This window comes from Achromobacter colocynthidis, from assembly GCF_057334535.1.
The window spans coordinates 178,371-191,027 of the sequence record NZ_JBHFIZ010000038.1; the positions used below are offsets into that span (position 1 = coordinate 178,371).

Annotated in this window: 9 protein-coding genes; 4 read left to right on the forward strand and 5 right to left on the reverse strand. The window is 63.1% G+C overall.

Annotated elements, in window-relative coordinates; all coding sequences use genetic code 11:
- The first annotated feature begins 86 nt into the window (after positions 1-86).
- Both ACE04A_RS24935 and ACE04A_RS24940 read left to right on the forward strand, forming a co-directional pair.
- On the forward strand, positions 87-806 hold the full coding sequence (locus ACE04A_RS24935) for a YggS family pyridoxal phosphate-dependent enzyme (protein WP_485820639.1): 720 nt from the start codon (positions 87-89) through the stop codon (positions 804-806).
- A 161-nt stretch (positions 807-967) separates the two neighbouring features.
- Positions 968-1,936, forward strand: a complete 969-nt coding sequence (locus ACE04A_RS24940; RefSeq protein ID WP_448718337.1) for a Bug family tripartite tricarboxylate transporter substrate binding protein — start codon at positions 968-970, stop codon at positions 1,934-1,936.
- A 385-nt stretch (positions 1,937-2,321) separates the two neighbouring features.
- Here the strand turns inward: ACE04A_RS24940 and ACE04A_RS24945 are convergent, their stop codons facing one another.
- Positions 2,322-6,281 (reverse strand): DUF3683 domain-containing protein, encoded by a 3,960-nt coding sequence (locus ACE04A_RS24945; protein ID WP_485820640.1) that lies wholly within the window; start codon positions 6,279-6,281, stop codon positions 2,322-2,324.
- Between the two features lie 132 nt (positions 6,282-6,413).
- On the reverse strand, positions 6,414-6,950 hold the full coding sequence (locus ACE04A_RS24950) for a YqaA family protein (protein ID WP_100853952.1): 537 nt from the start codon (positions 6,948-6,950) through the stop codon (positions 6,414-6,416).
- 157 nt (positions 6,951-7,107) lie between these two features.
- Here ACE04A_RS24950 and ilvA point away from each other — a divergent pair, with 157 nt between their 5' ends.
- Positions 7,108-8,616, forward strand: a complete 1,509-nt coding sequence (ilvA, locus tag ACE04A_RS24955) for a threonine ammonia-lyase, biosynthetic (protein WP_448718336.1) — start codon at positions 7,108-7,110, stop codon at positions 8,614-8,616.
- Between the two features lie 160 nt (positions 8,617-8,776).
- Here ilvA and ACE04A_RS24960 read toward each other — a convergent pair whose 3' ends face one another.
- Together ACE04A_RS24960 and ACE04A_RS24965 are read right to left on the reverse strand one after the other, a co-directional pair.
- Complete coding sequence (locus ACE04A_RS24960; RefSeq protein WP_448718335.1) at positions 8,777-9,889, reverse strand: porin; 1,113 nt, start codon at positions 9,887-9,889, stop codon at positions 8,777-8,779.
- Between the two features lie 467 nt (positions 9,890-10,356).
- Positions 10,357-10,740 carry a DUF4148 domain-containing protein gene (locus tag ACE04A_RS24965; protein WP_448718334.1) on the reverse strand — a complete coding sequence of 128 codons (384 nt, stop codon included), beginning with the start codon at positions 10,738-10,740 and terminating at the stop codon, positions 10,357-10,359.
- A 391-nt stretch (positions 10,741-11,131) separates the two neighbouring features.
- Here ACE04A_RS24965 and ACE04A_RS24970 point away from each other — a divergent pair, with 391 nt between their 5' ends.
- Complete coding sequence (locus ACE04A_RS24970) at positions 11,132-12,022, forward strand: LysR family transcriptional regulator (RefSeq protein ID WP_100853948.1); 891 nt, start codon at positions 11,132-11,134, stop codon at positions 12,020-12,022.
- A gap of 81 nt (positions 12,023-12,103) precedes the next feature.
- On the opposite strand, the gene ACE04A_RS24975 is transcribed toward ACE04A_RS24970, so the two are convergent.
- Positions 12,104-12,655, reverse strand: a complete 552-nt coding sequence (locus ACE04A_RS24975; RefSeq protein ID WP_259250956.1) for an adenine phosphoribosyltransferase — start codon at positions 12,653-12,655, stop codon at positions 12,104-12,106.
- Positions 12,656-12,657: the final 2 nt, after the last annotated feature.

The window sequence follows — 12,657 nt, forward strand, 5'->3', positions numbered from 1 at the left end:
GGGTCAACGACGGTCGCAGGCGGTGTGGCGAAACCGTCCTGCACAGTCCTACACTATGGGACATCCTGTTCCTGCAAGAGAGCTGCATGACCGTCGTAGACACCATGGCCGGGCGCATCGCCCACATCCGCCAACGCATTGCCGACGCGTGCGCGCGCGCCGGGCGCAGCCCGGACAGCGTGGTGCTGCTGCCCGTCAGCAAGACCTTCGAGGTGGACGCAATTCGCGAAGCCATGGCGCTGGGCCTGACCCGTTTCGGTGAAAACAAGACCCAGGAAATCCGGCAGAAGGCGGCCGCGTTGGCCGGGCAAGGCCTGCAATGGGTGCTGATCGGGCATTTGCAGACCAACAAGGCCAAGGACGCCGCGCGCGACGCCACTGAAGTGCAATCGCTGGACCGTGCCGATCTGGCCGAGGCCCTGCACCGCCGCCTGCTCAATGAGGGCCGGACCCTGGACGTGCTGGTCCAGGTGAAGACGTCGACCGAACCCAGCAAGTTCGGCATGGCGCCCGAGGACGTATCCGCGTTCTTGCGCCGCATTGCGGCGGAATTTCCCACCTTGCGCGTGCAAGGCCTGATGACGCTGGCGGTGAACTCGCCCGACCCCGAGCAAGTAAGGGCCTGCTTTCGCGCCCTGCGCGAGCTGCGCGACAGCCTGCGCGCCGAAAATATCGATGGCGTCTCGCTGGAGCGCCTGTCGATGGGTATGAGCGGCGACTTTGAACTGGCTATTGAGGAAGGCTCGACCGAAGTGCGCATCGGCACGGCGATCTTCGGCGCCCGCACATACCCGGATCCGCAGTAGACAGGCACGCGCATGCGGGAAAACAGGGGGCCGGCTGGCCCCCTTTTCGCTCCGAACGCGAGCATAATAGCGGCGCAAAAAATAGCAGCGCGGACTGACGGCGCAGAACAAGAAGCGCCCGCGTCGCGCTCAATCTTTGATCCCGCACGAGGAGACACCCCATGCACCATCCCGCACGGCGCCTGTTGGCGCTGGCCGCCCTGTCGCTGGCCGCCGCCACGGCTTCCGCCCAATCCTGGCCCACCCAGCCGATCCGCTGGATCGTGCCGTACCCGGCAGGCGGCGGCACCGACGTGGTCGCCCGCACGGTTGCCAGCGGCCTGGAAAAGCCGCTGGGCCAGACCATCGTGGTGGAAAACCGCCCGGGCGCGGCCACCATCATCGGCGCCACCGCCATCGCGCAAGCCGACCCCACCGGCTACATGGTCGGCACGGCGGATTCGGGCACGCTGGCATTCAATTCGTCGCTGTACGCAAAGCTGTCCTACGATCCGGCCAAGTTCACCTACATCGGCGGCATCGCCAAGTTCCCGCTGCTGCTGGCCGTGAACGTCAATTCGCCGTACAAGACCGTGGCCGACGTGCTGGCCGCCGCCAAGAAAGAGCCGGGCAAGCTGAGCGCGGCCTCGGCCGGCGCGGGTTCGCCGCACCATCTGGCGCTTGAACTCTTCAAGCAGCGTACCGGCGCGGACCTGCTGCACGTGCCTTACAAGGGCGCGGCCCCCGCCATCCAGGATCTTCTGGGCGGACAGGTGGACGTGATGTTCATCGACCTGGCATCCGGCTTGCCGAACGTCAAGGCCGGCAAGCTGCGCGTCCTGGCCGCCGCCACGCCGGAACGCCTGTCGGTGCTGCCCGACGCCCCGACGATGGCCGAACAAGGCGTGGCCAATTTCACGGCCTACGCCTGGCAAGGCCTGGTCGGCCCCGCCGGCCTGCCGGAAGCGGTGGTGAAGAAGCTGTCGGCCGACCTGGACGCCACGCTGAAAAGCGATGCCGTGTCGAAGAAGATGCTGGACATGGGCGTGATCCCGATGCCGATGTCCGCGCAAGACTTCAAGGCCTACGCCGAACAAGAGCGCAGCGCGTGGGCAGACGTGATCAAGAAGGCGAACATCAAGCTCGAGTAATCCGGCCAGCCGTTAAAAAACCCGCGTTCAGCTTGGGCTGCACGCGGGTTTTTTATTTGTGACGGGAAAGCGCCTGGTACCGCGAAGATGGGTTCCGCGCGACTCGCGATCTGGTCCTTCTGACCAAGCTCTCGCGCTACACCCATCCTACAAACGACGACCATCCGTAGGATGGGTGAAGCGCGCACAACCCCCAAGAAAATCCCCGATCAATTTCGCGCGCAACCCATCAAACCATCCGCCCGTAGGATGGGTGAAGCGCGCACCGTCGCCGAGAAAATCCCCAGTCAATTTCGCGCGCAACCCATCAAACCAACCGCCCGTAGGATGGGTGAAGCGCGCACAACCGCCAAGAAACACCCCAGTCAATTTCGCGCGCAACCCATCACACCAGCACCCGCTCAATCCCCCCAGCATTCGCGCGCTTCACGTAATCTTCCATCCACCCTTCACCGAGAATGTGCCGGGCCATCTCGACAACGATGTAATCCGCTTCCATCTTGACGTCGCCCTCATAGCGCGACAGCCCCTGCAAGCACGATGGGCATGACGTCAGCACCTTCACGTCGCCGGCAAAGCCATCACCGCGCAGCGCCGCGTCGCCCTTCAGCAATTCTTCCTGCTTGCGGAAACGCACCTGCGTCGAAATATCCGGCCGGCTGACCGCCAGCGTGCCCGATTCCCCGCAGCAGCGGTCGCTCTTGATGGCTTCATCGCCCACCAGCGCCCGCACCGTCTTCATCGGCTCTTGCAGCTTCATCGGCGTGTGGCAGGGGTCGTGGTACATGTAGCGCACGCCCTTGGCGCCTTCCAGCTTGATGCCCTTTTCCAGCAGGTACTCGTGGATGTCGATCAAACGGCAGCCTGGGAAGATCTTGTCGAACTCATAGCCCGACAACTGGTCGTAGCAGGTGCCGCAACTGACCACCACCGTCTTGATGTCCAGGTAGTTCAGCGTATTGGCAACCCGGTGGAACAGCACCCGGTTATCGGTGATGATCTGCTCGGCCTTGTCCGTCATGCCGTTGCCGCGCTGCGGATAGCCGCAGCACAGATAGCCCGGCGGCAACACCGTTTGCACGCCCGCGTGCCACAGCATGGCTTGCGTGGCCAGGCCCACCTGCGAGAACAGGCGCTCTGAACCGCAGCCCGGGAAATAGAACACGGCTTCCGTATCGGCGGTTGTGGCCTTGGGGTCGCGGATGATCGGCACGTAGTTCGCGTCTTCGATATCCAGCAACTTGCGCGCGGCCTGTTTCGGCAGCCCGCCCGGCATCTTCTTGTTCACGAAGTGAATGATCTGCTCGCGCAGCGGCGGCTTGCCCACGGTGGCCGGCGGCTTGGCCGTCTGCTTCTTCACCAATCCCGAAAACAAGTCATGCGCGGCGCGCTGGACCTTGTAGCCCACCCCCACCATCGCCTTGCGCGTGGCGTTGATGGTGGCCGGGTCCTTCGCGTTCAAGAAGAACATGGCGCTGGCCGTACCCGGGTTGAAAGACTTGCGACCCATGCGGCGCAGCACGGCGCGCATGTTCATCGACACATCGCCGAAGTCGATATCCACCGGACAGGGGTTGTAGCACTTGTGGCAAACCGTGCAGTGGTCCGCCACGTCTTCGAATTCTTCCCAGTGCTTCAGGCTGACGCCGCGCCGGGTCTGCTCTTCGTACAAAAAGGCTTCAACCAGCAGCGAGGTCGCCAAAATCTTGTTGCGCGGCGAATACAGCAGGTTCGCGCGCGGCACGTGCGTGGCGCACACCGGCTTGCACTTGCCGCAGCGCAGGCAGTCCTTGATGGATTCCGAGATGGCGCCGATGTCGCTTTGCTGCATGATCAGCGACTCGTGGCCCATCAGGTTGAAGCTTGGCGTCCAGGCGTGGCGCAAATCAGCGCCGGGCATCAGCTTGCCGGCGTTGAAGTGGCCGTTGGGGTCGACGCGGCGCTTGTAGTCCTGGAACGGCGCCAGCTCGGCGTCGGTCAGGAATTCGTACTTGGTCAGCCCGATGCCGTGTTCGCCGGAAATCACGCCGTCCAGGTCGCGGGCAATCTGCATGATGCGGTCGACGGCCTGATGGGCCTCGCCCAGCATCTCGTAGTCGTCCGAGTTGACCGGGATATTGGTGTGCACGTTGCCGTCGCCGGCGTGCATGTGCAGCGCCACGAACACGCGGCTCTTCAACACCCGACCATGGATGGCGATCAGCTCATCGACGATCTTCTTGTACGCCGCGCCCGAAAACGCACGCTGCAAGCCGGGCAGTACTTCAGTCTTCCACGACACACGAATCGTGCGGTCCTGCACCACGTCGAACAGGCGCGCCGTGGGTTGCGCGGCCAGGCGGTCGGTCAACGTGGCTTGCACGTCGCCCAGGCCCAGCGCTTGCAGTTCAGGCAGCGCCTGCGCCAGCGGCAGGTCCAGGTTGTCCAGCAGCCATTGCCAGCGCTGGCGCACGCTGCCCAGCAGCTCAAGCGCCTGGCGCGTGCGTTCGGCCAGCACTTCGGCACGGGTGCTGTCGATGTCCGCATCGTCGGCCTTGCCGATGGGCAGCGGCGTGCACAGGTAGGCGTCCAGCGCACCCAGCAGCTTCAGCTTGTTGCTGGTCGACAGTTCGATGTTGATGCGTTCGATGTGATCCGTGTATTCGCCCATGCGGGGCAGCGGAATCACAACGTCTTCGTTGATCTTGAAGGCGTTGGTGTGGCGCGCGATCGCGGCGGTGCGCGAGCGGTCCAGCCAGAACTTCTTGCGCGCCTCGGGGCTGACGGCCACAAAGCCTTCGCCATGGCGCGTGTTGGCCAGGCGCACGACTTCGCTGGCGGCGGCGGCCACCGCGTCATCATCGTCGCCAACGATGTCGCCAATCAAGACCATCTTGGGCAGCACACCGCGCTTGCTCTTGGTGGCGTAGCCCACCGCGCGCAGATAGCGTTCGTCCAGGTGTTCCAGGCCGGCCAGGATGGCGCCGCGCGCCTTGCCTTCGCCGTCCAGGTAGCCCTTGACCTCGACAATCGACGGGATGGCGTCGCGCGCCTGCCCGAAGAATTCCATACAGACGGTGCGCGTGTGGCGCGGCATGCGGTGCAGCACCCAGCGTGCCGACGTGATCAGGCCGTCGCAACCTTCCTTCTGGATGCCGGGCAGGCCGGCCAGGAATTTGTCGGTAACGTCCTTGCCCAGGCCTTCCTTGCGGAACACGCGGCCTTTGATTTCCAGCAGCTCGGTCTTCAAGAGACGCTCGCCGGGCTTGCCCTTGCCATCGAACCACTTGAGTTCGAAGCGGGCCGTGTCCACGTCATGGATCTTGCCCATGTTGTGTTCCAGGCGGGTGACTTCCAGCCAGTTGCCGTCCGGATCCACCATGCGCCACCAGGCCAGGTTGTCCAGCGCGGTGCCCCACAGCACGGCCTTCTTGCCGCCCGCGTTCATGGCGATGTTGCCGCCCACGCACGACGCTTCGGCCGAGGTCGGGTCCACCGCGAAGACAAAGCCCGCGGCTTCGGCCGCTTCGGACACACGCTTGGTCACCACGCCGGCGCCGGCGGGGATGACGGCCACGGGCTCGGTCAGCCCGGGCAAGATACAGGACTCGACCTTGCCCAGCTTGTCGAACTTTTCGGTGTTGATGACGGCCGACTTCCAGGTCAGCGGAATGGCGCCGCCGGTATAGCCCGTGCCGCCGCCACGCGGAACAATGGTCAGGCCCAGCTCAATACAGGCGGTGACCAGCGCGGCGATCTCATCTTCGGAATCGGGCGTCAGCACCACGAACGGATATTCCACGCGCCAGTCGGTGGCGTCCGTCACGTGGGACACGCGCGACAGGCCGTCGAACTTGATGTTGTCGCGCGCGGTGATGCGGCCCAGCACCTTCTGCGCCTGCTTGCGCATCATGGTGGTCTGGTCGAATTCCCCTTCGAAGGCGGCAATCGCGGAACGGGCGCGGGCCAGCAGGCCGACCACCTTTTCGTCGCGATGCGGATCATGGCCTGCTTCGGTGGGGATGCCCGGTTCGCGGCGGCGGTCGATTTCGCCCAGGCGATGGTGCAGGGCATCGATCAGCTGCTTGCGCCGCTTGGGATTGTCCAGCAGGTCGTCCTGCAGGTACGGGTTGCGCCGCACCACCCAGATATCGCCCAGCACTTCGTACAGCATCCGCGCGGAACGGCCCGTGCGGCGCTCGCCGCGCAGGTCGGTCAGCAAGCTCCAGGCGTCATCGCCCAGCAGCCGGCCGACAATCTCGCGGTCGGAAAACGACGTGTAGTTGTAGGGGATTTCGCGCAGTCGCGCGGGTGTCGCGGGCGGCATCGCCCCGTTCAAAATGTGGCTAGCGAGTGGGGCGTTCATGGCGGCAAGAGGGGCCCATAAAAAATTATTTTATGCCATTGGCCGGACTTGACCCCAAATACCCCTGGGAAGCCGGCCAATGGCACGGGGAAACTGGCGTTAACCGTCCCCATTTAAGTTCGACGTCAGTGCTTAGATCTGGCCCGGGAAGAACCACAGCAGGCTGGCCGTCATGACCAGATAGCGCAGGAATTTGCCGATGGCCATATAAAGCATGCAGGGCCAGAACGACAAACGTAGCCAGCCCGCCACGGCGCACAGCGGGTCGCCCACGGCGGGCAACCAGGACAGCAGCAAGGCCGGCGGGCCCATGCGGTGCAGCCAATCGTGGGCGCGCTCATTCCAGCGGCCCCGCATCCGCCCGCTTTCGGTGGCGTCGGGATGAGGGTGCGGGTGTTTTTCCTTCCAGCGATGCACGGCTTTTTCGGCGCCCACGCCCATCCAGTAGCTGATCGCCCCGCCCACGGTGTTGCCGGCCGTCGCCACCAGGATGGCCGGCCAGAACATGTCGGGCGACAGCTTGATGTAGCCAAACACCGCCGGCTCGGAGCCCAGCGGCAGCAAGGTGGCGGAAACGAGCGATACCGTGAAAATGGCGGACAAGCCCACCGAGGGCAGCGCCAACATTCCCAGCAACCACTGAACAGCGGATAAAAGGCTTTCTTCCATGAGGAGCGAGTGTAGCCGCGCCCGGTCCAATGCCGATCAGGAATCGAATCGGCCACGCTGGGCGACACCGCGCCATCGCCACGACAAACCTTTTCAGGCGGCGCGGCATTCCCTGCAATAATCTGGCCCAGTCCTCACTCTTGCTCTTGCGCGGTCCATGTCCACTGATTATCTGAAACGCATTCTGACTTCGAAGGTTTACGACGTAGCGGTCGAGTCACCGCTGGAAGCCGCGCCCCAGCTATCCGCGCGGATTTCCAACACGGTGCTGCTCAAGCGCGAAGATACTCAGGCGGTGTTCAGTTTCAAGCTGCGTGGCGCCTACAACAAGATGGCCAACCTGCCGCCGGCCGCGCTGAACCGGGGCGTGATCGCGGCCTCGGCCGGTAACCACGCGCAAGGCGTGGCGCTGGCCGCCAGCCGCCTCGGCTGCCGCGCCGTCATCGTCATGCCCACCACCAGCCCGCAAGTGAAGATCGACGCGGTGCGCCGCCTGGGTGGCGAAGTGGTCCTGGCGGGCGAAAGCTTCACCGACGCCTTCGCGCATGCGCAGATCCTTGAGAAAAAAGAGAAGCTGACGTTCGTCCATCCCTTTGACGACCCCGATGTGATCGCCGGCCAGGGCACGGTGGGCATGGAGATCCTGCGCCAGCATCCGGGGCCGATCGACGCCATCTTCGTGGCCATCGGCGGAGGCGGGTTGATTTCCGGTGTCGCCGCCTACATCAAGCAATTGCGGCCCGAGATCAAGATCATTGGCGTGCAGACCGAAGACTCCGACGCCATGCTGCGCAGCGTGCGCGCCGGTCGCCGCGTGCAATTGAATGACGTCGGCCTGTTTTCGGACGGCACTGCCGTCAAGATGGTGGGCGCCGAAACCTTCAAGCTCACGCGCCAGTACGTGGACGACTTCGTGGTGGTCAATACGGATTCAATCTGCGCCGCCATCAAGGACGTGTTCCAGGACACGCGCAGCGTCCTGGAACCGGCGGGCGCCATGGCAGTGGCCGGCGCCAAGCAGTACGCGGCCGAGCACCATATGAAAGGCAAGACGCTGGTGACGATCGCCTGCGGGGCCAACATGAACTTCGATCGCCTGCGCTTCGTGGCCGAACGCGCCGAAGTCGGCGAAATGCGCGAAGCCGTGTTTGCGGTGACCATGCCTGAGCAACGCGGCAGCTTCCGCCGCTTCTGCGAACTGGTCGGCGAACGCAGTGTCACCGAATTCAACTACCGCATTTCCGACGCCGACCGTGCTCACGTGTTCGTCGGTATCCAGGTATCGTCCGCGACCGAGCCCGACAAGATCGCCGCCAACTTCCGCCGCCATGGCTTCGACACGCTGGACCTGACCCACGACGAGATGGCCAAGACGCACCTGCGCCACATGGTGGGCGGGCGTTCAGCGCTGGCGCGCAACGAACTGCTGTATCGCTTTGAATTTCCCGAGCGCCCCGGCGCACTGATGCGTTTCTTGAACGCGATGAACCCGGACTGGAACATCAGCCTCTTTCACTACCGGAATCAGGGCGCGGACTACGGGCGCATCCTGATCGGCATCCAGGTGCCGCCCACGGACAAGAAGCAGTTCCGCACGTTTGTGGCCGAATTGGGCTACCCGCATTGGAACGAGACCGAGAACCCGGCCTACAAGCTGTTCCTGTAGACAACACGACGCCAGAATGCGAGAGGGCCTCCAGATGGAGGCCCTTCCCTTCTGCGCGTCGAATGCGCCCGGCCGGACCCAGGCGGGGGGGTTGCTGTCACTCGGCGGCCTACGGAGATAAGCCGCGCATTCAGCAGGGTCCGGTCAGGCGCCCCGTCGCTTAGAAACGGTGGCGCATGCCGACGGCAACGGCGGTGTCGCGCGCGTCGTGCTGGAACGCATAGTTGTCGCCGTAGGAGGCGTAGGCGTACAGGTTGGTGCGCTTGGTGAAGTCGTAGGTGTAGCCCAGGCTGTAGACGTTGAACGTGGCGTCATCGCCCGTCAGCTTGTCGTTGCCGGCGGTCGCGCGCTGCCAGGAACCGAACACGGCGTGGCGGCCCAAGGGCACGGTGGCGCCGATCATGTACGAGTTGGCACGGAAGCCGTCGGCCAGCTTGAACGAGCCCAGCGTGTTCATGCCTTCCGGCGTGGTGCCCATGTTCTGGCCCACGAACCAGCCGTCGCGGGTCTGACCAAAAGCGGCTGCCAGCTTCACGACTTCAAAGTCGTACGAACCGCCGATGATGTATTCCTGGATGCGAGCCGCGCTCTTGCCGCCGACGCGATCGTTGGTCGGATCGAAGCGGTCATAGGCCGCAGCCAGGTTCAAGGGGCCGTTCACGTACTGCATGCCAACGGTCAGCACGCGGTTGTTGTCGCCGGTGGCGAAGCCGGTCTGCGTGGTGTCGCTGACGGTGTCATCGGCGCTGAACGAATAGCCGATGCCGGCCTTGAAGCCGCCCAGGCTGGGGGTTTGATACAGCACCATGTTGTCCAGGCGCATCGTGTTGGCGCTGCCGAACGTCGTGCCCATGTTGGCGGTGTTGTAGCTGATCGAGAACGGGTCGATCGAACCGAAGTACTTCGACGCCAGGTTCGTTTGACGACCGAATTCCAAACGACCCCAGGAATCGCTGTCCAGGCCCACGGTGGCTTGACGACCGAACAGGCGGCCGTTTTGCAACGACTTGCCGTTCATGGGACCGAAGCCGCCTTCCAGGGTGAACACGGCGCGCAGGCCGTCGCCCAGATCTTCCGTGCCGCGCAGGCCGAAACGCGAACCGCTGCTGACACCTTGAACGCCGCCAAAACGGCTTTGCTTGGCCCCATTGAACTTCACTTGCTCGTAGCCGATACCCGCGTCGATCAAGCCGTACAGCGTTACGGAGTCAGCGGCTTGCGCGGCGCCGGCAGAGCCTGCCAGCAACGCAACGGCCAATAGCGTCTTCTTCATATAAGTCCCCAAAATGGCGAGATAAAAGGCATGCGCAGTCGCGCCGTCCAAGCGACGGGCTTCTGCGTGCCGCTGCAATCCGCAAGCGGCGTCTGCACTACATCTAGTGTCCGGCCTGGTGCAACTTGAAGTAACACCGGTTTTGACGAACTACTTTCCACGGTTGGGATAATGACAGCCGGCTGAAACGTCAGAACGCCTGGGGATGCGCCTTAACGCCTTGAAAACAAATACGAATGTTTGCTCGCTATTGAGGCTGGCAGGCGGTGCGGTGGCGTCATGGCGCAGGATTTTTCGACAGCAGTTGTTGGCGGCGGCGTACAGTGTTGCGGCATAAACACCACAGCGTCGCCCCACAATCACCACGCCATCACGACCGCCAACGTTCGGCGAGGATAAAAAAACCCCTTGGCGTCTCAAGGGGTTTCGTGACCATCCGGGTGCCCGCGCAAGCCGGGCTTGCAGCCTTACTTGCCCTTGGGCGGGTAGTCCAATTCACCGAAGGTATATTCGCCGCGGGCCTTGGCTTCAGCCAATTCCTGGCGAACTTGTTCGCGCGACTTGCCGGCCGATTGCGACACGGCGGCCTTGGGCGGGTAATCCAGTTCGGCGGAGGTGACCTGGCCGGCGGCCTTGGCGGCTAGCAGTTCTTGTTGGACTTGATCGCGCGTCAGGCTGGTTTGCTGCACGGTGGCGGGCGGGTAATCCAGTTCGCCAAACGTGACCTGGCCGGCGGCCTTGGCGGCTTGCAGTTCTTGTTGAACCTGTTCACGCGTCTTGCCATCAGCGTGAGCGGCGGACATGCCGACTAGGGTTGCGGTGACCATGAGTGCGGTTGCTAGGGCTTTCATTATGATGACTCCATCCTAAACCTTGCACAGCGTCTGCTGCCAGAATGGCAGCGGCTATGTGACTGTTTGATTGCTGGGACGAAGTATCTGGGGTTTCGAGCCTAGTAAAAACCCTTATTTTGGTGAACATATTTTCACGGATGGGACAATTGCACGTTGTATCCGGCGAATGCCGTGGGAATTTGCGCGATTTCTGCGCATTTCCTTGTGTCGCGAAGCGCCGTAAGCCTTACAGGTATTCAGCTTGATGCAAGCCGACAGGGGAAGTTCGGCTTGGTGGCCCCGGCCAGAATATGTTCGTCGCGCGGGAATAGACATTTTCGCTGGCGGGACAATAAATCCATTTATCATACAAACCTGCCAGAAATGGAATTTATAGACTCGAGGCCCCATGGATATCCAGCTTAACGACATCGCGCTCTTTGTCGAAGTCGCCAAGCGCAAGAACTTCAGCCACGCTGCCGAAGCCTTGAATATTCCGACATCCACGCTCTCGCGCCGCGTCAGTGAACTGGAACGCAGCGTCGGGATGCGGCTGCTGAATCGCAGCACGCGCAAAATCGATCTGACCGAAGCCGGCGCCATTTACTTTGAGCGCTGCCGGCACATCGTCGAAGAGGCGCGCATCGCGCATGACCAATTGCTGGACATGGCGGTGCAGCCCAAAGGGCGTTTGCGCATTTCGCTGCCCACCAGCCTGGCGCAATTGTTCTTGCCCGCGGTCATACGCGAATTCCGCGAGCAACACCCCGACATCGAATGCGATTTCGATCTGAGCATGCGTCCGATCGACCCCATCAGCAACCCGTTCGACCTGATCCTGCGCTTCGGGCAGCAGCCCGATTCCAGCCTGATTTCACGCAAGATCGTGCTGATGGCCCACCAGTTGTATGCGTCGCCGGACTATCTGGCCCGCTATGGCGAGCCGCGCGTACCGGCCGACCTGACCCACCACGAATGCCTGCGCCCCACGATGCGCGAGGAATCGTCGTTCTGGATGCTGCATTCGGGCGACAAGGTAGAGCGCGTGCAGGTGTCGGGCAGGCTGTCAGCGAACAATGTGGGCATGTTGGGGCGTCTGGCCGGCCAGGGCTTGGGCATTACGCCGCTGCTGGTGTTTGACGCGATGGAACGCGCCATCAATCAAGCGGGCCTGGTGCGCGTGCTACCCGACTGGAGCCTCACGCCCCTGCCGCTATTCGCATTGCTACCCTCGCGCATGCTGCCCGCCAAAACCAAGGCGTTCCTGGATTTCATCCAACCAAGGCTGTCCGATTCGTAGGATGGGTGCAGCGCGAGAAACCGGCGCCAACAACCCCACCTCAATCCGCGCGAAACCCATCAACCAGCCGTAACCAGCACCCTAAGGCGTATCCGCCCCATACTGGCAAACCGTAAACAGCGGCGTACCCGTCGCGGCGACTTTCGCTGACCCGCCCAGATCGGGCAGATCAATAATCGCGGCAGCCTCCACCACATTCGCGCCCAGGCGTTGCAGCAGCTTGATCGCGGCCAGCATCGTGCCGCCCGTGGCGATCAAATCATCGACCAGCAGTACGCGCTGGCCGGTGCGCACGGAATCCGTGTGCATCTCAACCGCCGCATTGCCGTATTCCAGCGAATATTCCTCGGCCACGGTGCGGAAAGGCAGCTTGCCCTTTTTGCGCACCGGCACGAAACCCAGGTTGAGTTCATAGGCCAGCACGCTGCCCACGATGAAACCGCGCGCGTCCACACCCGCCACGAGGTCAAGGCGTTGGCGCATATAGCGGTAAACGAACAGATCGATCAGAACCCGGAACGCCCGCGGGTCCTGCAGGACGGGCGTGATGTCGCGGAAGGTGACACCAGGTTGGGGCCAGTCCGGAACGCTGCGGATGGTGCGCCGGATGGTCTCGGCGTTGTCGGTCTGCATGA